General features: G+C 67.6%; 22 protein-coding genes and 1 tRNA gene. 5 read left to right on the top strand and 18 right to left on the bottom strand.

What is annotated here, in order from left to right; translation table 11 throughout:
- Positions 1-153: 153 nt before the first annotated feature.
- The 3 genes from rplL to AAY78_RS08585 form a co-directional block, all read right to left on the bottom strand.
- The gene (gene rplL, locus AAY78_RS08595; protein WP_046747880.1) at positions 154-537 is read right to left on the bottom strand and encodes a 50S ribosomal protein L7/L12; all 384 of its coding nucleotides are present in this window, start codon (positions 535-537) and stop codon (positions 154-156) included.
- A gap of 48 nt (positions 538-585) precedes the next feature.
- On the bottom strand, positions 586-1,074 hold the full coding sequence (rplJ, locus tag AAY78_RS08590) for a 50S ribosomal protein L10 (RefSeq protein ID WP_017829129.1): 489 nt from the start codon (positions 1,072-1,074) through the stop codon (positions 586-588).
- A gap of 532 nt (positions 1,075-1,606) precedes the next feature.
- Positions 1,607-2,584 carry a hypothetical protein gene (locus tag AAY78_RS08585; RefSeq protein ID WP_046747879.1) on the bottom strand — a complete coding sequence of 326 codons (978 nt, stop codon included), beginning with the start codon at positions 2,582-2,584 and terminating at the stop codon, positions 1,607-1,609.
- A 284-nt stretch (positions 2,585-2,868) separates the two neighbouring features.
- Here AAY78_RS08585 and AAY78_RS08580 point away from each other — a divergent pair, with 284 nt between their 5' ends.
- Entirely contained in the window at positions 2,869-3,549 is a 681-nt protein-coding gene (locus AAY78_RS08580) for a YqaJ viral recombinase family protein (protein ID WP_046747878.1), read from the top strand.
- A 78-nt stretch (positions 3,550-3,627) separates the two neighbouring features.
- Here AAY78_RS08580 and AAY78_RS08575 read toward each other — a convergent pair whose 3' ends face one another.
- From AAY78_RS08575 to AAY78_RS08555, 5 genes are read right to left on the bottom strand one after another with little or no spacing between them, the layout of a single operon-like run.
- Positions 3,628-4,125: a hypothetical protein gene (locus AAY78_RS08575; RefSeq protein ID WP_046747877.1), complete on the bottom strand. Its 498-nt coding sequence runs from the start codon at positions 4,123-4,125 to the stop codon at positions 3,628-3,630.
- Entirely contained in the window at positions 4,112-4,756 is a 645-nt protein-coding gene (locus tag AAY78_RS08570; protein WP_046747876.1) for an LPXTG cell wall anchor domain-containing protein, read from the bottom strand. The genes AAY78_RS08575 and AAY78_RS08570 overlap by 14 nt, the downstream gene beginning before the upstream one ends.
- Positions 4,753-5,367, bottom strand: a complete 615-nt coding sequence (locus AAY78_RS08565) for a signal peptidase I (protein ID WP_052748703.1) — start codon at positions 5,365-5,367, stop codon at positions 4,753-4,755. The genes AAY78_RS08570 and AAY78_RS08565 overlap by 4 nt, the downstream gene beginning before the upstream one ends.
- A 27-nt stretch (positions 5,368-5,394) precedes the next feature.
- Complete coding sequence (locus AAY78_RS08560) at positions 5,395-6,012, bottom strand: SipW-dependent-type signal peptide-containing protein (RefSeq protein WP_046747875.1); 618 nt, start codon at positions 6,010-6,012, stop codon at positions 5,395-5,397.
- Between the two features lie 7 nt (positions 6,013-6,019).
- Positions 6,020-6,640: a SipW-dependent-type signal peptide-containing protein gene (locus AAY78_RS08555; protein WP_046747874.1), complete on the bottom strand. Its 621-nt coding sequence runs from the start codon at positions 6,638-6,640 to the stop codon at positions 6,020-6,022.
- 279 nt (positions 6,641-6,919) lie between these two features.
- Between AAY78_RS08555 and AAY78_RS08550 the strand changes: the two genes are divergently transcribed.
- Positions 6,920-8,635 (top strand): MDR family MFS transporter, encoded by a 1,716-nt coding sequence (locus AAY78_RS08550; RefSeq protein WP_046747873.1) that lies wholly within the window; start codon positions 6,920-6,922, stop codon positions 8,633-8,635.
- Positions 8,622-9,137 carry a MarR family winged helix-turn-helix transcriptional regulator gene (locus AAY78_RS08545; protein ID WP_046747872.1) on the top strand — a complete coding sequence of 172 codons (516 nt, stop codon included), beginning with the start codon at positions 8,622-8,624 and terminating at the stop codon, positions 9,135-9,137. The genes AAY78_RS08550 and AAY78_RS08545 overlap by 14 nt, the downstream gene beginning before the upstream one ends.
- Here the strand turns inward: AAY78_RS08545 and AAY78_RS08540 are convergent.
- Positions 9,076-10,020 carry a LysR family transcriptional regulator ArgP gene (locus tag AAY78_RS08540; RefSeq protein ID WP_052748702.1) on the bottom strand — a complete coding sequence of 315 codons (945 nt, stop codon included), beginning with the start codon at positions 10,018-10,020 and terminating at the stop codon, positions 9,076-9,078. The two genes, AAY78_RS08545 and AAY78_RS08540, sit on opposite strands and share 62 nt — an antisense overlap.
- 70 nt (positions 10,021-10,090) lie before the next feature.
- Here AAY78_RS08540 and AAY78_RS08535 point away from each other — a divergent pair, with 70 nt between their 5' ends.
- On the top strand, positions 10,091-10,753 hold the full coding sequence (locus AAY78_RS08535; RefSeq protein ID WP_046747870.1) for a LysE/ArgO family amino acid transporter: 663 nt from the start codon (positions 10,091-10,093) through the stop codon (positions 10,751-10,753).
- 4 nt (positions 10,754-10,757) lie between these two features.
- Here AAY78_RS08535 and AAY78_RS08530 read toward each other — a convergent pair whose 3' ends face one another.
- From AAY78_RS08530 to AAY78_RS08490, 9 genes are all read right to left on the bottom strand, one after another.
- Positions 10,758-11,114, bottom strand: a complete 357-nt coding sequence (locus AAY78_RS08530; protein ID WP_046747869.1) for an iron chaperone — start codon at positions 11,112-11,114, stop codon at positions 10,758-10,760.
- Between the two features lie 125 nt (positions 11,115-11,239).
- Positions 11,240-12,043 carry an amino acid ABC transporter ATP-binding protein gene (locus tag AAY78_RS08525; RefSeq protein WP_046747868.1) on the bottom strand — a complete coding sequence of 268 codons (804 nt, stop codon included), beginning with the start codon at positions 12,041-12,043 and terminating at the stop codon, positions 11,240-11,242.
- A complete protein-coding gene (locus tag AAY78_RS08520; RefSeq protein WP_046747867.1) occupies positions 12,030-12,695 on the bottom strand; it encodes an amino acid ABC transporter permease in 666 nt (221 codons plus the stop codon). Before AAY78_RS08520 ends, AAY78_RS08525 begins: the two co-directional genes overlap by 14 nt.
- 3 nt (positions 12,696-12,698) lie before the next feature.
- On the bottom strand, positions 12,699-13,520 hold the full coding sequence (locus AAY78_RS08515) for an amino acid ABC transporter substrate-binding protein (RefSeq protein ID WP_046747866.1): 822 nt from the start codon (positions 13,518-13,520) through the stop codon (positions 12,699-12,701).
- Positions 13,521-13,692: 172 nt separating this feature from the next.
- On the bottom strand, positions 13,693-14,382 hold the full coding sequence (gene rplA, locus AAY78_RS08510) for a 50S ribosomal protein L1 (protein WP_046747865.1): 690 nt from the start codon (positions 14,380-14,382) through the stop codon (positions 13,693-13,695).
- An 11-nt stretch (positions 14,383-14,393) separates the two neighbouring features.
- Positions 14,394-14,825, bottom strand: a complete 432-nt coding sequence (gene rplK / locus AAY78_RS08505; protein ID WP_046747864.1) for a 50S ribosomal protein L11 — start codon at positions 14,823-14,825, stop codon at positions 14,394-14,396.
- Positions 14,826-15,072: 247 nt separating this feature from the next.
- Positions 15,073-16,110 carry a transcription termination/antitermination protein NusG gene (gene nusG / locus AAY78_RS08500; RefSeq protein ID WP_046747863.1) on the bottom strand — a complete coding sequence of 346 codons (1,038 nt, stop codon included), beginning with the start codon at positions 16,108-16,110 and terminating at the stop codon, positions 15,073-15,075.
- A 40-nt stretch (positions 16,111-16,150) separates the two neighbouring features.
- Complete coding sequence (secE, locus tag AAY78_RS08495; RefSeq protein ID WP_021201065.1) at positions 16,151-16,423, bottom strand: preprotein translocase subunit SecE; 273 nt, start codon at positions 16,421-16,423, stop codon at positions 16,151-16,153.
- Between the two features lie 40 nt (positions 16,424-16,463).
- A tRNA-Trp gene (locus tag AAY78_RS08490) sits at positions 16,464-16,536 on the bottom strand.
- Between the two features lie 195 nt (positions 16,537-16,731).
- Between AAY78_RS08490 and AAY78_RS08485 the strand changes: the two genes are divergently transcribed.
- Positions 16,732-18,555 carry an HSP90 family protein gene (locus AAY78_RS08485; protein ID WP_197077681.1) on the top strand — a complete coding sequence of 608 codons (1,824 nt, stop codon included), beginning with the start codon at positions 16,732-16,734 and terminating at the stop codon, positions 18,553-18,555.
- Positions 18,556-18,561: the final 6 nt, after the last annotated feature.

Genomic DNA, 18,561 nt, shown 5'->3' with positions numbered 1-18,561 from the left:
CCGGGGATGCCGGCGGCGGTGCCGTTGCCGGCATCCCTCGGTGCCGTCGGCGCGAGCAGTCTGGGACGCCTGGAACATCGGGAACGCCCCGGGCACGCACGAAGGCCCCGGGCGAACCCGGGGCCTTCGATCAGAAACGCGTGAGCGTCGCGATTACTTGAGGGTAACCGTTGCGCCTGCCTCTTCGAGCGCAGCCTTGGCCTTGTCGGCGGTCTCCTTGTTGGCGCCCTCAAGGACGGCCTTCGGGGCACCGTCGACGACAGCCTTGGCCTCGCCGAGACCCAGCGAGGTGAGCTCGCGGACGGTCTTGATGACCTGGATCTTCTTGTCGCCAGCGGCCTCGAGGATGACGTCGAAGGAGTCCTTCTCTTCCTCAGCCTCAGCAGCGCCTGCGCCACCCGCAGCACCGGCGACGGCGACGGGAGCAGCAGCGGTGACCTCGAACTTCTCCTCGAACGCCTTCACGAACTCGTTGAGCTCGATGAGGGTCAGGCCGGCGAACTGCTCGAGCAGTTCCTCGGTGGAAAGCTTCGCCATGATGTATCTCCTAGATAGATGGGGTTTGTAGACGAGATCGCCGGTCGCTTACGCGGCCTCTGCGGTCTCCAGCTTTTCGCGAAGAGCATCGATGGTGGCCGCAGCCTTGCCCATCGTCGCCTTCATCATGCCCGCAGCCTTCGCCAGCAGAACCTCACGGCTCTCCAGCGCGGCGTACTTGTTGACCTCGTCCGCGGTGAGGGCGTTGCCCTCGAAGATGCCGGACTTGATCACGAGAAGCGGGTTGGCCTTGGCGAAGTCACGCAGAGCCTTGGCGGTGGCGACGAAGTCACCGTGCACGAACGCGACGGCCGACGGACCCTTGAGGTCGTCGTCCAGCGCGGAGATGCCAGCCTTGTTGGCGGCGATCTTGGTCAGCGTGTTCTTCACCACGGCGTACTCAGCGTCCTGACGGATGCTGTTGCGCAGCTCCTTGAGCTGGGCAACCGTCAGACCGCGGTACTCGGTCAGCAGAACGGCAGTCGAGTTCTCGAATGACTTCGTGAGCTCGGCGACCGATGCATCCTTCTGCGCCATGGTCACTCCTTGGTGTGTACGAGGCGCCGCACGGTGGTGAGGCGCCGACCTGGACCACCTGCAAAGAGAAAAGCTCCGGCGCAAGCGCACGGAGCTTTGGAAAGTTCGTGTCCTGCGCGGGCCCCTGCGATGCAGAGCTTCGATCCTGTGCACTCACGCGCACACGATGACCAGCGGTCTTCGGTTCCCCACAACTCTACCCCACCCCCGCCTCTCCCCCCAAATCCCCCCCAAGTCCCCCCAAATCCCCCGTCCCCCCGGTCCCTCCCCCTCCCCCCGTCCCTCTCCCCCTCGTCTCCGCCGAGACCCACGTTCCGTATCGAGACCCACCCTCGGATGCGCGTTAGAGCGTGGGTCTGGGCGATGAGCGTGGGTCTGGGCGATGAGATGGCGTGAGGAAGGGCGCACTCCCGCCGAGACCCACGCACCCCTGCGAGACCCACACTTGGATGCGCGTTAGAGCATGGGTCTGGGCGATGAGCGTGGGTCTCGGTGACACCAGGGGGCTCGGCGAGCACGAGTGCAGCGTGCGTCAGGGGCGGAGGCCGAACGCACGGAGCCGCGCGCCGAGAGCATCCGACGTGACGATGTCCTCGGATCCCCAGCGGACGATCCGCCACCCGGTGACTCCGCGGATCGCATCCTCCCGACGCTTCTCCGCGAGCACCACGGCCTCCGCCGACATCCCTGTGCGCAACGTCGGATCGAGGTACTTTCCTCGCCCGTCGAACTCGCCGAACGTCCGCGCTCCCCGAAAGGCGAAGTCGAGCGAGTACTCCTCGCCGTGCGGTCCGGTGACGCGCGACTGCAGATCGACCTCGGTGAACCCGAGACGGTGAAGGTGCAGACGACTCACGCTCTCTCCGGGCAGCTGAGCGCGGCCATCTGAGAACGCGATCACCTCTCGGGCCTGACGGATGCCACGGTTCGAGAGGGTATGCGCCCGCCTCCCGAGTTCACTCCGCCACTCTGCGGCAGCCGCATGGTCCTGGTCGTGTCGCCGGACCGCCATGCGCCGTAGCGCCGCGTCGGCGACGGCGATCGCCGCTTCGGGCGTGAGCCGGCATGCCAGGTCGAGCACGGTCCTCTCGAGCGAGGTGCATCGGATGCCTTCGACTTCCACGAGGTCGCTATCGCGGAGAGTGAGATCGTGCCTCGCGACACCCCACTTCACTCTGCTGCGACTCGTCGGACCGAGAACAGCGTGAACGTGGGTCGGCGAGGTCCGATAGAGCGGAAGCCCGTGGATGACGGCCGCCGAAGCGAAGCAGAATGTGGCACGGCCACCGGCGGATTCCCGGTGCACGGCGAGCACCTTCAACAGATGACGACTCTCGTCCCAGAGCTGCTCCCACTCCACTGAATCCGCGTACCAGCCGCGACGCACTCGCACGATCGAGCCGTCGTCGACCATGGCCCGGAGCTCGCGCTCGGTCACCCCTCGAGCGAGCACATCACTTCTGGCGAGAAGGAGCCGGCACGCTTCCTCGATGGTGATGGTCCTGCGCATGCACTCGATCCTCACCCTTCCCGCAGCCCATCCACGCTGCGATGACCAGCGCTTGCCGGAAGTGCGGACAACTCGCTTCACATCCACGCTGTGCAGAACAACAGTCGGCGGTGCACCTGCCTACCTGGCAGTCCCCGGACCCATGCCTATCGTCGAGACCCATGCCCCCGAGCGACTGCGGGCGTGGGTGTCGGCGACAGCCTTGGGTCTCGACGCGGGCGGGAGGGGGGCGGGGGCGGCGTGTGAGGGCGGAGAGGGTCGGCGGGCGGGGTTAGGGTCGAAGGGTGACCCCGGAACTCTCTGCACGCATCGTCGCGGATTCCCGTGACCGCGTGGCCTGGTTGAGAGCTCGATCCCGGGGCATCACGGCGACCGACGTGGCCGGACTCACCTCCGAGAAGTCGATCGCCAGGGCGGCGGACTCGAAACTCGGTGGCGGACCCCGCTTCGGCGGCAACGCGTACACGGATCACGGCCGCCGACGCGAACCCGAGATCGCGGCCTGGGTGGCGGCCACCCACGGCATCCTCCCCTCGTCCGCGCTGTTCCGCGCCGAGGTCGAGCATCGTCATCTCGCCACACCCGACGGCATCGCAGTCGACGCGGACGGGCGCGTGAAGCTCGCCGAGATCAAGACCACGAACAAGCCTTTCCGCGGCATCCCGCGCACCTACCTCCGTCAGATCTGGTGGCAGCAGCACGTCCTCGGCGCCGAACGCACGCTGTTCGTGTGGGAGGAGCACGTCGACTTCGCGCCCATCCACGACGAGCCGCGCTGTGTGTGGATCGACCGCGACGACCGCGAGATCGCCAAGCTCGTCGGACTCGCCACCGACCTCATCGATGAGCTCTACCGCCGCACCACAGGACAGCAGGTTCCGAACCGGATCGTGGACGCCGCCGCCAGCCGCCGAGAGCAGCTTCGAGAGCGCGACGCCTTCCGTGCTCTGGCCCTCGCCGACTGACGGGCTCGCCGACCGACGAGTTCACCGACCGGCACGACTGACCCGGCACGACTGACTCCCACCCCGCGTCCGCCGTCCTCAGGTGCAGGTGTTGTTGCCACCGAGGCCCAGCAGACCGCCGACCGACAGTGTGCGCGTCGCCGCCGGTGACACCCACGACGTTCCCGCGTAGATGCTCTCCACCTTGACGGTGTTCGTCGACCCCAGCAGGCTTCCGAGCAGCGTGTTCAGAAGCCCGGAGCTGATCGTCGACGAATAGGTGTACGGGCCGGAGCCGCTCTGCGTGACGTTGCTGTTGTCGACGACGACGTTGTTGATCGACAGCCGCTGCTGCACCGTCAGGTACGGCGAGGTCCAGGTGATCGTGAAGCCGGTGAACGTGCCGAGAAAACTCGTGACCGTGCACGAGGTCACCACCGGAGTCGCCAACGTCGATGCCGTGAACGATCGCGTCGCGTACTCGCTGTCGGTGAAGGCGGCATCGGTCATCTGCACCGACGGAGACGAGGCGACGCCGAGGAGCACCGCGAGGCCGACGACTCCGGCGAGGATCCGTGCACGCTCACGAGGCCTCATCTCGCACCTCCTGCCACGAAGCAGCGCCTCGACGGCGGAGCACCAGCACGGCACCGGACCCGATGAGGCCGGCACCGGCTCCGACGATCCACGGCGCCGCGGAGGGAAGTCCCGTCGTCGCCAGGGCACCGTCGGACCCCGCGACCACCGTCTCCCCCGCGCCCTGCGCGTGCACGCGGACATCGGTGCTGCCGGCGCCCGATCCGCCCGCGGGATCGAGGACGATGGCGAGGCGGAGGTGTGTCGTCTCGGTGTCGGCGACCTGCAGGAGCGGAACCTCGACGCCGTCGCGCGGGATGTCCCACCGCGTGCGCAGGGCCGTCGCGCCCACCGGACATCCGCTCTCCGTCCATGCCTCCGCGCACGTCGAGATGTCCAGGAGCAGGTGTGCTTCACCTGTCGCGCTCACCGCGATCCTGATGACTCCCGGATCCGGCGCGTCAGCACTCACCTCGATGTCCCACTGCACCGGCTGCCCCGGCAACAGGCTGCCTGCCGCTGCCCAGTCCGCAACGGAGACCAGTCGGAGAACGGATCCCTGGATGACCTGTGTCGTGGGCGCCGCCCAGGCCGCACCCGGCGTCACGATCACGGCGACCGCGAGCAGGACCGCGGCGAGCGCGCGCCTCATGGGCCGTTCCCGTCGGGATCGCGAGCGGCTCGGCGCTGCTCGCGCGGCCAGAAGGCCCATACGACGAGCGACGTCGCCGCGACGGTCAGGACCCCCAGCACCATCGGATTGCCCATCCCGGCGATGATCGACGCGACCCCCGGAACCGCGAAGACCACCTTCCTGACCGAGGAGACCGTGTACGGGAAGGGATCCTCCGCCGCGTTCGCATCCCCTCGCATCGTGATCACCCGCTCCGGCACACTCGCACCCGCGACGACGGAGGTGACGCGGTGGGTGACGGGGAGCTCCCCCTCGCGGTCGACCGTGACCACATCACCGACGACCACCTCGCTCGCGGGCACGCGCTGCACCACCGCGACGGAACCGGCGGGGATCCTGGGCGACATGGAGCCGGTGCGGAACATGATGAGCGTGATCTGCGCCGTGAAGGCGAGCACGACGAGCAGGATGCAGACGGCGCCGGCGATCGCGGCCGCCCAGAGCAGCACGTCGCCGATCACGCGCCCCGGTCGTATCCGGGAATGTACCCTCGCCGCGGTCGCGTGGGGTTCGACCGCGGCGAGGGACGTCTTGTCCTCCCTCAGGCTCCGCCGTGTGGGGGTCGTCATGTGCTCGTCCTCTCCCTGGCATCGCTGCTACGACGACGTCCCGAGGAACTGCCAGGTCTGCGTCATCGTCAGGCCCTGCGCCGCGTTCGCAGCGGTGAGCGGGAGCGTGACGGCGAAGCAGTAGTTCACTTGTGCGGAACCGTTCGCGGTGACGACCTGCGTCGCGGATCCGCCAGCGGTGAGGGCCGATCCGTCAGCCACGACCGCGGTCCCGGCCGCGTACGTGGTCGCGTTGCAGGTGGTACCGGCGATCGTTCGCACTCCGTAGGTGAGATAGGCGGCGAGTCCCGTTCCCCCCGGAGTCCCCGCCGACAGCTGCAGGGTTCCTGCAACGGACGGGTTCGCTGTCTTGACGCTGAACAACGCATAGGTGGAGTTGCCCGGCGCCATGGCGGTCGGAGCGAGCTGGAAGTTCAGGGTCGCGGCCGCGCCGGTGGTCGCGTGGCTCGAGAACGTGGCTCCATCGACGGCTCCGACGATGTCGAACCGGCCCGCGGTGAAGTTCGCGGTTCCGTACTCGGAGTCGTTCCAGGCGGCGAGTGTGGCGGCGGCGCCGATGCCGAGCACGACCCCTCCCGCGAGAACGGCTCGCAGTCGACGCGATCGAAGTCTCCGCCCCTCCCGCACATCTCTGCGGGTGACCATCACGTACTCAGCTCGTCGACGTGGCCGTGAACTTCCAGGTGGCGTTGGTCACCAGGCTCGGCGTCAGCGACGCATCCGCCGTCACTTTGAAGCAGAGTTGCACGGCCGTACCAGGAGCTGTCGTGGGGCTGCCGACGGCGAGCGGCACCTGCGTCGCACCGGTCTGCACGTCGAGCGTCGCTCCGGTCGCGATCGGCGTTCCGGTGGCACTCGCCGCGTTGCAGGTCGCGCCGGGCGCGAGCTGATAGATCGAATAGGACAGGTGTCCGGTGTTGGAGCTCGCTGCGGGGTCGGCGGTCGTGCCGTCGGCGACGAGATTGGCTGCCGTCGTCGTCCCGCCGGCCAGACGCACCCAGAATCCGGCGTACACCGAGCTCGTCGGCGACATGTTCCCCACCAGCCCGGCGGGGAGCGTGAACGCGAGCGTGGCTGCACTGCCTGCGGAGTTGTGGTCGGCATATGTGGTGCCGTCCGTCGATCCTTGGAGATTGAAGGCGCCGGCGGTGAACGTGCCGTTCGCGAACTCGGAGTCGTTCCACACCGCGAGCGTCACCGCTGTGCCGATGCCGAGCACGAGCCCTCCCGCCAGTACCGCGAGGACCTTGCGCTGGGTTGCCTTGGTTGCCATGTCGTTTCCCCCTCAGGAACTTCGAGAACCGCGTGAATGCCTCTGTTCCGGTCCCCCTCAACGACCCCGCATCCGCGCGTTTGCGCCATCCTCTCCCCGCCCCATCCGCAGAACAAGGCGATTTCGCGCAGGAGATTCGCTCATCCCGCGCAGAGTGGAGAGACCTCCGGTAATCGTTGATCTATATCAACGACCAGCGTATAGTTGACGCAGTTCAACCATCTCGCGCGCGCCAGAGCGGTCGCAGCCTCCCCTCCTTCTCTCTGCGAAAGGTCAGGCATGACCCCGGATTCTCCTGTCAAGATGACGCATCGCCAGGTGCTCGAAGCCCTCACCGGCCTCCTGCTCGGCATGTTCGTCTCGATGATCGCCACCACGGTGGTCTCCACCTCCATGCCGGTCATCGTGCACGACCTCGGCGGCGACCAGGCCGCCTACACATGGGTCATCACCGCGACGCTGCTCACCACCGCCATCTCGACGCCCATCTGGGGCAAGCTCGCGGATCTCTTCAACCGCAAGCTGCTGATCCAGATCGCCATCGTCGTCTTCGTCGGCGCGACGGCTGCCGCCGGCTTCGCGCAGGACACCAACACGCTCATCGCGTTCCGTGCCATCCAGGGCATCGGCGGCGGCGGACTCGCGGCCCTCAGCCAGGTGATCATGGCCGACATCATCAGCCCCCGCGAGCGCGGCCGGTACATGGGCCTGTTCGGCGCCGTGATGGCCGTCGCGACGGTGGGCGGCCCGCTGCTCGGCGGATGGATCACCGATGTCGCGAACTGGCGATGGAACTTCTTCGTCGCCCTGCCTTTCGCGGTCGCCGCCCTCATCATCCTGCAGAAGACGCTCCATATCAGCACCGAACGCACCCGCAAGGTCTCGATCGACTACGTCGGCATCGTGCTGCTCTCCGCGGCCGTCTCACTGATCCTCATCTGGATCACCAACGCGGGATCGACCTTCGACTGGTGGAGCACGGAGACCGTGCTCATGGTCGGCGGCGCGATCGTCTCGGCCATCGCCTTCATCATCGTGGAACTCCGGGTGCGAGAGCCGCTGATCCCGCTCACGCTCTTCCGCGGTCGCACCTTCACCCTCTCGGTGCTCGCGTCGATCTCGATCGGCGTCGCGATGTTCGGCACCTCGGTGTACCTCGCGCAGTACATGCAGCTGTCCCGTGGCGCCACACCGACCGAGGCCGGACTCATGACCCTCCCGATGATGGCAGGGCTCCTGATCGCGTCGATGGTCATCGGCCAGCTCGTCACGCGGTTCGGCAGGTGGAAGGGCTACCTGATCCTGGGCTCCGTGCTGCTGATCGCCGGATCGGTGATGCTGTCGACCCTGCACTACGACACGAACTTCGTCCTCGTCTCGATCTACATGTTCGTGATGGGCGCCGGCGTCGGCATGACGATGCAGAACCTCGTGCTCATCGTGCAGAACGTCGCCAAGCCCAGCGAGATGGGCGTCGCGAGCTCCGGTGTGACCTTCTTCCGCAGCCTCGGCGGCACGATCGGCGTCTCGGTGATGGGTGCCGTGCTCGCGAACAGCCTCACCGGTCTGTTCAGCGACGGCAAGGAGCGCATCGGAGCAGCGATCGCTCAACTGGGTGACAAGGGTGCGGAGGTCGCAGCCCAGCTGTCCAGCGGAACACTGCCGGAGGTGCGCCTGCTCCCCGAACCGGTGCGCTCGATCATCGAGGATTTCTACGCGCAGGCGATCTCGCACGCGTTCCTGATCGGCATCCCGCTCGCCGTGATCAGCCTTGTGGCGATCCTGTTCCTGCCGAACCGTCCGCTGACCACGATGACGACGACCGAGCGCGCCCACGCGGATGCCGCGAAGGAGGACGACGGCCGTGCGGCAGAGGCATCCGACGTCGCGATCGCCGACGCGGAGGCACTCTCAGGCGCTCCGACGACCGGCGCGGTGGGCGTCATCCATCGCGCCGACGACCATGGAGACGCCTCGTCCGATGTCCGACGCTGACGACACCCCCGGCACCGCCCACACCGCGGACGACGCCGACACCCCGGAGGCGCGGGCCGAAGCGGTCCGCGCCCTCGAGGCGGAGTTCGGTGAGCTGATCACGCACTTCCGCCGCGTGATCACCGAGAACGCGAACCGTGTGAGTCCTGGGCTGCTGCCAGGCGCCTACAAGATCTTCACCACGATCGCACGGTGCGAACAGGTCACCGTGTCCGCACTGTCCGAGCGGATGCTCATGGACAAGGGGCAGGTGAGTCGGACGGTGCGTGAGCTGGAGGACCTCGGTCTCATCGAACGCACGGCCGACCCCGCCGACGGACGCTCCTCCCTGCTCGAGCTCACGCCGCTCGGCACGGAGAGGCTGTCCGCAGCCCGACTTCCGCAGGAGGGCATGCTGCTGCGCACGCTCCAGGAGTGGAGCCTCGCGGACATCGGGAACCTCACCCGGCTGCTGCACGCCCTCGGGGCCGGGGTGACGCCGCGAACGAGCGCGGCCGACTGAGCGAAGGAGCCCCGAGCACCCGTCGAGCCTCGTCCGCGACCTCAGCGGCGATCGTGTCGAGCAGCTCCGATCGCAGGTTCCACTGCTGCCAGTAGAGCTGCACCCGAAGCACGGGGCCGCCCAGGGGCACGAGTCCACCCGAATCCTGCAGCACCGGCACCATGCCCCACCCGAGCCCCAGAGCGACCGCCAGCGCGTAGTCGTGTGACGCCGGAACGTAATGACGCGGGACGCCCGCCTGTTCGACCGACATCGCCCTGAGCCATTCATGTTGCAGGGTGTCCCTGCGGTCGAAGTCGACGAACGGCGCTCCGGCCAGCGCCGACGAGGTCGCCCCGTCGGGGAACCACCGAGCGGCGAACTCCCGCTCGGCCATCGCGCGATACTCGAGCACCCCGAGCGGTGACACGGAGCAGCCGGTGACGGGGGTCTCCTCGCTCGTGACGGCCGCCATCACCGCGCCCGATTCGAGCAGGCGGGCCGTGAAGTTCTGATCGTCGCGATGCAGGTCGAAGTCGATGTCGTGCCGTGCGGAGAGTCGCGCGAGCGGGGCCAGGAACCACGTCGCCATCGAATCGGCGTTCACCGCGAGAGGCACCGTGATGCGTGGAGAGCCGTCCGGGTCGTCGATGCCCACCCCCGCGAGCGCGTCATGCTCCAGCAGGGAGATCTGTCTGGCCAGACGGACGACGGCCTCCCCCGCCTCGGTCAGGCGTGCGGGCTTGGTGCGCACCACCAGGATGCGGCCGAGCTGCTGCTCGAGGGTCTTCAAACGCTGGCTCACCGCGGACGGCGTGATCTGCAGACGCCTCGAAGCCGCGTCCAGCGTTCCTTCATCGACGATCGCGGCGAGGGTGTTCGCGAGTTCCGGGTCGATACGCACATAAGCCAGGCTAATGGTTCCGTAGGAATCTTCGCTTCTCTTCATGTGTGTCCGTTTCTACGCTGGACACATGCTCACGATTCTCGCCGGCCTCGGACTCGGCCTCTCCCTCATCGTCGCCATCGGCGCGCAGAACGTGTTCGTGCTGCGTCAGGGAATCCGTCGCGAGCACGTCCTGGCCGTGGTGATCATCTGCGCGCTCTCCGATGCAGCACTGATCGCCGCGGGGGTCGCCGGCCTCGGCTTCGTGATCTCCGCAGCACCCTGGCTGGTCGTGGTCGCCCGATGGGCGGGCGCGCTGTTCCTGCTCACCTACGGAGCACTCGCCGCGCGGAGGGCCTGGCGGGGCGGCGAGGAGCTCGACGTCGACGCGGCGGACTCCGCGTCACTCCGCGCCCCGACCGCGGGAGGCACGACGCCCACGATGACCCGCACGCGGCTGGCACCGGTCATCCTGACCACCCTCGCGCTCACCTGGCTCAATCCGCACGTGTACCTCGACACGGTGCTGATGCTCGGTTCGATCGCGGCCACCCACGGTGATCAGCGCTGGCTCTTCGCCGTCGGGGCGATGGCCGCGAGCCTGCTGTGGTTCACCGCGTTGGGCTTCGGGGCGCGCTATCTCGGACGATGGCTGCGCACCCCACGGTCGTGGCGCATCCTCGACGCCGTGATCGCCGTCGTCATGATCTCGATCGCGATCAGTCTCGTCCTCCCCGTGCTGGGAGCGTGACGGATCAGGAGGCGTCGATCTGAGCGAGACGCGCGCGGACGAGAGTCTCCAGCACTTCGGTCGGGATCGGATGCTCTGGCTGGAACCGGATGGTGCCCTTGTCGACGCTGGCTCCGGGGTGGTTCCCGAGCGCGTCGGCGACGGCCGCCACAGCATCGGGGCTGAACGGGTAGACGCCGATGTGCTTCTTGGCCCGCATCACCGAGAGCAGCGGCTTGCCGTGGTGCACGAGCGCCGGCATCCCGTAGCCCTTGCCCTGCTCCGCGTCCGGCACCTCCGTGCGCGCGACCGCGTAGACACGATCGACAGCGGCCCGATCGGCCGGTTCGAGGTCCGCGAGATAGTCGTCGATGGTGCCCACGAGGGCATCCTCTCACCGATCCACCTCAGAGGCGAGGGTCGCGCGGGCTCAGCGCCTCTGCTCAGGCACCGTGGAGTTCAGGCACCGTGGAGTTCAGGCACCGTGGAGTTCAGGAACCGTGGAGTTCAGGCACCGTCGAGAGGACGCATGATGCGGGTGAGGAACCGCTGCGTGCGCTCGTGCGTGGGTGCACTGAAGAGCTGGGCAGGTGGGCCCTGTTCGACGACGACGCCGCCGTCCATGAACAGCACGTGATCCGCGGCTTCCCGCGCGAAGCTGAGCTCGTGCGTGACCACGGCCATGGTCCAGTTCTCGTCGGCCAGCTCCTTGATGACGAGCAGCACCTCCCCCACCAGCTCGGGATCCAGCGCGCTCGTCGGCTCGTCGAACAGCAGCAGGTCGGGCTTGAGCGCGAGCGCCCGCACGATCCCGACGCGCTGCTGCTGTCCGCCGGAGAGCTGATGCGGCCGGGCGTCAGACTTGTCGGCCAGACCCACGCGATCGAGGAGGATGAGCGCCTCGGCGACGACCTCGGCTTTCGGTCGACCCTGCACGCGCCACGGACCCTCGATGACGTTCTCGAGGACAGTGAGGTGAGGGAACAGGTTGTGGTGCTGGAACACCATCGCCGACCGGTCGCGCAGGGCGAACCGCTTCTGCTTCTGCACCCGGGGCGAGGGCTTCACCGCGGGGGCGAAGTCGATCTCGGGCCCGCCATCGACCACGATCGTGCCGGCGTCAGGCGTCTCGAGACCGTTGAGGGCACGCAGCACCGTGGTCTTGCCGGAACCGCTGGGCCCGATGAGCACGACGACCTCTCCGCGGTGCAGGGTCAGGTCGATCCCCCGGAGCACCTCGTTGTCGCCGAAGCTCTTGCGCAGGCCGCGGGCGGTGAGGAGTGCCTCCGAAGTGTTGTCAGTGCGCGACACGGCTGTCGAGCCTCCTCTCGAGAGCGCTCTGGCCGAACGACAGCACCAGGCAGAACACCCAGTAGACCAGCGCCGCAGCGAGGTAGAGCACCATGAACTCGTAGGTCGTCGAGGCGATCTGCTGGGCCACCTTGAACAGCTCGGTCACGAGGATCAGCGACGCGAGCGAGGTGTCCTTCACGAGCGAGATGAACGTGTTCGACAGCGGCGGGACGGACACGCGCGCGGCCTGCGGCAGGATGATGCGGGTGAGCGTGCGGGTGCGGTTCATGCCCACCGTGTACGCCGCCTCCCACTGCCCCTGCGGGACCGAGAGGATGGCCGCACGCACCACCTCGGCGCCGTAGCCGCCGACGTTGAGCGACAGCGCGATGATCGCGCTCGGCCACGGGTCGATCGTGATCCCGATCGACGGCATGCCGTAGAAGATCACGAAAAGCTGCACCAGCAGCGGCGTCCCGCGGATCACCGAGATGTAGAACCGCGCGATGCCCGAGAGGATCGGGTTCACCGAGATCCTCATCAGCGCGATGCCGATGGCGATGATCAGCCCCAGGGAGAACGACGCCAGCGCGAGCGGCACCGTCGCTGTCAGACCCGCCCAGGCGATCGGCCCGAGCGAGTCGAGGAACAGCTGCCAGGGACTCTCCATCGATTACTGGGAGACGTCTTCGCCGAAGTACTTCTTGCTGATCTCCGCCAGGGTGCCGTCAGCGCGGAGCTCGTCGAGCGCTCCGTCGACGGCCGTGACGAGAGCTTCCTTGTCCTTGGTGAACGCGAACGCCGACTTGCCCGCCTCATCGGTCTCGGCCGCGATCTTCAGTCCGGTCGGGCTGTTGGTGGTCTCGTAGTCGAGGAAGGTGAGCTTGTCGTTGATGGTCGCGTCGACGCGGCCCTGGCGGAGCAACTCGACCGCCTGGGCCCACCCCTCGACACCCTCGACCTTGGCGCCGGACTCGGTGGCGAGGTCGTTCCAGTTGCTGGTGAGGGACTGCGCGGTGGTCTTGCCCTTGAGATCGGCGAAGGACGAGATCGAGTCGTCGTCCTCGGCCACGACGATCACGCCCGGAGAGACGGTGTACGGGGAGCTGAAGAGGTACTTGGCCTCACGCTCGTCGTTGATCGTGACCTGGTTGGCGATCACGTCGAATCGGCCGGCGTCGAGACCCGCGAAGATCGCATCCCACTGGGTCTCCTCGAACTTCACGTCGAGGCCGAGCTTGTCTGCGACGGCCTCGATGATCTCCACGTCGTAGCCGGTCAGGTCGCCCGCTCCGTTGTCGCCGTGGAAGCTGAAGGGACGATACGTGCCCTCCGTGCCGACGGTGAGGACGCCGTCCTTCGCGAGGCCGTACTCCGAGCTCGCGGAGCTCCCACCGGAGCCCGAGGTGCTCGCGGGAGTGCTGGACCCGCTGCAGGCGGTCAGTGCCGCGGCGGCGACGACGAGTGCGGTGACGGCGATGAGACGACGGGACATGAACCCTCCTGGGGTGAGAAGCGCGGTGCGAGTTTACGCGACCGTCACGGGAACTCCCCCACAGTACGTGGCGCATGTCGGTTCCCCGCATCCGATGACGTTGCGTTTCGCGGTTCCGACGGGACGCAGAAACGCCCCCGGGCGGACCCGGGGGCGTTTCAGAGAGCCAGACTCAGATGGCGTTGACGTCCAGCGGGATGCCGGGGCCGAACGTGGTCGACACCGCACCCTTCTGGATGTAACGGCCCTTCGAGCTCGACGGCTTGAGGCGGACGATCTCCTCGAGCGCTGCGCCGATGTTCTCGTCGAGCTGCTCGGCGGTGAAGGAGGCCTTGCCGACGACGAAGTGCACGTTGGCGTGCTTGTCGACGCGGAACTCGATCTTTCCGCCCTTGATCTCCTCGACGGCCTTGGCCGGGTTCGGGGTCACGGTGCCGGTCTTCGGGTTCGGCATCAGACCACGGGGTCCGAGCACCTTTCCGAGACGACCGACCTGGCCCATGAGCTCCGGGGTGGAGACGGCGGCGTCGAAGTTGGTCCAACCGTCGGCGACCTTCTGGATGAGCTCGGCGCCGCCGACCTCATCTGCACCTGCGGCGATCGCTGCCTCGGCTGCGGGGCCGGTGGCGAACACGATGACGCGGGCGGTCTTACCGGTGCCGTGGGGCAGGATGACGGTGCCGCGCACCATCTGGTCCGCCTTGCGGGGGTCGACGGCGAGCTTCAGCGCGACCTCGACGGTCGAGTCGAACTTCGACGAGCCGGTCTCCTTCGCGAGGGCGACGGCCTCGGTCGGGGTGTAGAAACGGTCTGCCTCGATCTTCTCGGCGGCAGCCTTGTAAGCCTTGGACTTGGTAGCCATGATTATTCTCCTCAGCCCTCGACCGTGATGCCCATGGAACGGGCGGTGCCGGCGATGATCTTCGAGGCGGCCTCGATGTCGTTCGCGTTCAGGTCGGCCTGCTTCTGCTCGGCGATCTGACGGACCTGGTCCTTGGTGATCTTCGCGACCTTGACGGTGTGCGGGGTTGCAGAGCCCTTGGGGACGCCTGCGGCCTTCTTGATGAGCTCCGCCGCGGGCGGGGTCTTCAGGACGAAGGTGAAGCTGCGGTCCTCGTAGACGGTGATCTCGACGGGGATGACGTTGCCGCGCTGCGACTCGGTCGCGGCGTTGTACGCCTTGCAGAACTCCATGATGTTGACGCCATGCTGACCGAGCGCGGGGCCGATCGGCGGCGCCGGGTTGGCTGCACCGGCGTTGATCTGAAGCTTGATCAGGCCGGTCACCTTCTTCTTCGGTGCCATTCTCTTTCCTTTCATCGAATCGGATACCGGAGCATCCGCTTCTCCCACGGATCCGGCGTTTCCGGAACGTGGTCGTCTGCGCGCCCTTCGACAAGCTCAGGGACCCATGTGGGCTGTCGCACAAACCACACAAGTCTACCTGATCCGGAGCGCAGCGACGGACGTCACCGGATCCCCCCTGCCCCGGTCGGATGCACCAACGCAGAACGGCCGCCCCGAATGGGACGGCCGTTCTCGCTGACGGGTGTCAGATCATCTTGGTGACCTGGTCGAACGACAGCTCGACCGGGGTCTCGCGCTCGAAGAGGGAGACGAGCACCGTGAGCTTGCCGCTCTCGGGCTTGATCTCGCTGATCGAACCGGGAAGACCCGCGAACGAGCCCTCCTTGATCGTGATGGTCTCGCCGACCTCGAAGTCGACCTCTGCGGGCAGCGGACGAGCGACGGCGACGCCGCCCTTCGACGCGATGTTCTTGGCGGTCGGCACGTCCTTGACCTCGACGAGCGACTTCAGCATGTTGAAGGCCTCCTCGAAGCGCAGCGGCGTCGGGTTGTGGGCGTTGCCCACGAAGCCGGTCACACCGGGCGTGTGGCGGACGACGGACCAGGTGTCCTCCGTGAGCTCCATGCGCACCAGCACGTAGCCGGGGATGCGCACGCGGGTGACCATCTTGCGCTGGCCGTTCTTGATCTCGACCACGTCTTCCATCGGGACCTCGACCTGGTAGATCTCGTCCTCGACCTCGAGCGTCGACTTGCGCTGCTCGATGTTGGCCTTCACCTTGCGCTCGAAACCGGCGTAGGAGTGGATGACGTACCACTTGCCCGGGAGCATGCGGAGGTCCATGCGGAAGGCCTCGTACGGGTCCTCCTCCGCGTCGTCCTCGGACTCGGCGTCCTCGCCCGCTGGACGGTCGTCTTCACCGTTCACGTCGGGGCCGTCGTACGGGGTGACCTCGTCGGCCGCCTCCGCCTCCTGCTCGGCGACCTCTTCGGCCACGGATTCGTTGAGAACCTCGGCGGCGGCCTCGGACTCAGCCGCTTCGTCCAGGTTGAGAGCGTCGTTCACGATGGCGTCCGCCTCCGGGTCGTCGATGTCGATGTCGGTGTCAACCACGTCATCCTCTTCGCCGTCCTCGTCTTCGACGTGGACGGCGACGTGCTCAGCCGAGGTGACCGAGAGCTCTTCCTGAGCGAGCACGTTGCCCTCCTGGGCCTCGTCTTCCTCGCTGGACTGCTCAGCGGCGGTCGCCCAGTCGGCGTCGTCGGAATATCGTTCAGACACGTTGTTTTCTCCATAGCTGCGGCGCGAGCCGCGGGGGTCATCAGCCAGGGATTCCGAACACCCAGTGCGCCAAGAGCCCGAAGGCGAAGTCCAAGCCGTAGACGATGCCCATGACGATGATCACGAAGACGAGCACCACCCCGGTGAACTTGAACAGCTCCTTGCGAGTCGGGGTGACGACCTTGCGGAGCTCGGCGATGACCTGGCGGATGAACAGGGCGATGCTCCCGAAGAACCGGGAGAAGGGGTTGCCCTTCTTCTCGCGGGTGGCGCCGGCCGCGACGACCTCGCCGCGCGGTTCGTCCTGATCCATCCTGAATGTACCTTTCGTGTGTCAGCGTTGCGCTGACGCGCAGGGCGGACAGGAATCGAACCTGCAACCTGCGGTTTTGGAGACCGCTGCTCTGCCAATTGAGCTACCGCCCTAGAGACCGGGAGGTCTCGGGGTGCTCTCCCCACCCTGCCACCGCGACTGCGACCCGGAGACCCCAGGCACGGCGAAAGAATGCAGAGAACAACTGCCCCACAAGCATACGGCATCGATGCGGCGGCGCCGAACCGGGATGGCGATGGCGTGTTCTTGTTAGGCTCGGCGAGCGTATGCAGGAGGAGGGAGCGCCGGTGAGCGCTGAAGTGCAGCAGTTCCAGGTGGATCTGCGCGGAGTCGTCGATCTGCTCAGCCGGCACATCTACTCCAGTCCTCGCGTGTACCTGCGGGAGCTGCTGCAGAACGCCCGCGATGCGATCACCGCCCGCCACGAGGTCGACGGCGGAGGCGGCCACATCCGGATCACTCCGCTGACCGCGGAGAACGGCGAGTTCGTGCTGCGCGACGACGGCGTGGGGCTGACGTCCGCCGAGGTCGCCGACCTGCTGGCGACCGTCGGACGCAGCTCCAAGCGCGACATCTTCGACCTCCCGCGCAGCGACTATCTCGGCCAGTTCGGCATCGGTCTGCTGAGCTGCTTCATGGTCGCCGACACGATCGTCATCCGCTCCCGCAGCGCCCGCGGCGGCGCTTCGGTCGAGTGGACGGGGAGCGCGGACGGCACGTTCCAGGTGACGGAGATCGACGAGGAGCTGCCGATCGGGACCAGCGTGCATCTCGTCCCGCGGTTCGACGCCGACGAGCTGCTGCGTCCCGTAGCCGTGCGCGAGCTGGCCACGACGTTCGGCGAGTACCTCCCCGTGCGCGTCACGATCGACACCGCGGCCGGCGATGTCGACATCACCAGGGACGCCCCGTTCCTGCACGCCGCACAGCACCCCGAGGCCGCCGTCGAATTCGGTCGCGACCTTCTCGGTGCGAGTCCGCTCGACGTCATCGAGCTCAGCGAGCCGGCGACGGGCACCCGGGGCCTCGCCTACGTGCTGCCGTTCGCGCCGCCGCCTGGCGCACGCCAGGCGACCCGCATGTACCTCGGCCGGATGCTGCTCTCCGAACGCGTCGACGACGTGCTCCCCGACTGGGCCTTCTTCGTGCGGGCCGTGGTCGACTCCACCGGACTCGCCCCGACCGCGAGCAGGGAATCGCTCGTCGAGGACGCCGCCTTCGAGCGCGTGCGCGAGCAGCTGGGCGCCGGGATCCGCCGCTGGGTGCTGGAGCTGGGGCTGCGCGAACCGCATCGTCTCGCCCAGTTCGTCGCCGTGCACGAGGTCGGGCTCAAGTCGCTGGTGCGCCACGACGAAGAGCTCTCCCACTTCATCTCGCGCTGGCTGACCGTCGAGACCACGCACGGTGCCATGCGCATCGGCGACCTCGTCGAGCGATACCCGCACATCAGGTACGCGCAGACAGTGGACGAGTTCCGGCAGGTGGCAGGCATCTCTCCCGCAGACGAGGTGCTCGTCAACGGCGGCTACCTCTACGATTCCGACCTCATCCGGATGCTGCCGGACCTGTATCCCCACGTCACCGTCGAGCAGGTGGACGTCACGGGCGAACTCGACCGGCTCGACCCGCCGCCCCTCGACGACCGCGACTCCGCGGTGGCCCTGGAAGCCCGTGCCGGTGCGGTGCTCGCGGCGTCCGACTGCTCCGTTGTCGTGCGATCCGTCGATCGCCCCGACCTCGCCGCCCTCTACGTGGCCGACCCCGAGGTGCTCAGGGCGATCGACCGCGGCCGCACCAAGGGCATCACCGGATCGCTCTGGGGCGGCGTGCTCGACCGCATCGACCAGACCCTGTCCTCCGCCAGGGAGGAGGATCTGCGCGCCCGACTGTGCCTGAACTGGTCGAACAGGGTGGTGCGCGCCCTGGTGATGGTGCAGGATGAGGCGGTCTTCGCCCGCACCGTGCAGCTGCTCTACATCCAGGCTCTCCTGGCCGGGCATCACCCGCTCGCCGACGCCGACCGGGCGCTGATGACCAGCGCCCTCTCCGACCTCGTCTCGCTCTCGGCCGGTCTGGAGGGAGACACCCTTCCCTTCGGCGACGCCCGCTGACCCTCC

The sequence above is a fragment of the Microbacterium sp. Ag1 genome, from assembly GCF_001005635.1.
Lineage (GTDB): Bacteria > Actinomycetota > Actinomycetes > Actinomycetales > Microbacteriaceae > Microbacterium > Microbacterium oxydans.
This window is presented reverse-complemented; position numbering and strand designations above follow the sequence as displayed.

Bases quoted from the DNA above. Each gene is read 5' to 3' on its own strand.
- AAY78_RS08555 (WP_046747874.1), bottom strand. From the start codon at position 6,640: ATGGCAACCAAGGCAACCCAGCGCAAGGTCCTCGCGGTACTGGCGGGA.
- rplL (WP_046747880.1), bottom strand. From the start codon at position 537: ATGGCGAAGCTTTCCACCGAGGAACTGCTCGAGCAGTTCGCCGGCCTG.
- AAY78_RS08550 (WP_046747873.1), top strand. From the start codon at position 6,920: ATGACCCCGGATTCTCCTGTCAAGATGACGCATCGCCAGGTGCTCGAA.
- AAY78_RS08565 (WP_052748703.1), bottom strand. From the start codon at position 5,367: ATGACGACCCCCACACGGCGGAGCCTGAGGGAGGACAAGACGTCCCTC.
- AAY78_RS08585 (WP_046747879.1), bottom strand. From the start codon at position 2,584: ATGCGCAGGACCATCACCATCGAGGAAGCGTGCCGGCTCCTTCTCGCC.
- AAY78_RS08545 (WP_046747872.1), top strand. From the start codon at position 8,622: ATGTCCGACGCTGACGACACCCCCGGCACCGCCCACACCGCGGACGAC.
- AAY78_RS08535 (WP_046747870.1), top strand. From the start codon at position 10,091: ATGCTCACGATTCTCGCCGGCCTCGGACTCGGCCTCTCCCTCATCGTC.
- AAY78_RS08570 (WP_046747876.1), bottom strand. From the start codon at position 4,756: ATGAGGCGCGCGCTCGCCGCGGTCCTGCTCGCGGTCGCCGTGATCGTG.
- AAY78_RS08575 (WP_046747877.1), bottom strand. From the start codon at position 4,125: ATGAGGCCTCGTGAGCGTGCACGGATCCTCGCCGGAGTCGTCGGCCTC.
- rplK (WP_046747864.1), bottom strand. From the start codon at position 14,825: ATGGCACCGAAGAAGAAGGTGACCGGCCTGATCAAGCTTCAGATCAAC.
- AAY78_RS08515 (WP_046747866.1), bottom strand. From the start codon at position 13,520: ATGTCCCGTCGTCTCATCGCCGTCACCGCACTCGTCGTCGCCGCCGCG.
- AAY78_RS08520 (WP_046747867.1), bottom strand. From the start codon at position 12,695: ATGGAGAGTCCCTGGCAGCTGTTCCTCGACTCGCTCGGGCCGATCGCC.
- secE (WP_021201065.1), bottom strand. From the start codon at position 16,423: ATGGATCAGGACGAACCGCGCGGCGAGGTCGTCGCGGCCGGCGCCACC.
- rplA (WP_046747865.1), bottom strand. From the start codon at position 14,382: ATGGCTACCAAGTCCAAGGCTTACAAGGCTGCCGCCGAGAAGATCGAG.
- AAY78_RS08560 (WP_046747875.1), bottom strand. From the start codon at position 6,012: ATGGTCACCCGCAGAGATGTGCGGGAGGGGCGGAGACTTCGATCGCGT.
- rplJ (WP_017829129.1), bottom strand. From the start codon at position 1,074: ATGGCGCAGAAGGATGCATCGGTCGCCGAGCTCACGAAGTCATTCGAG.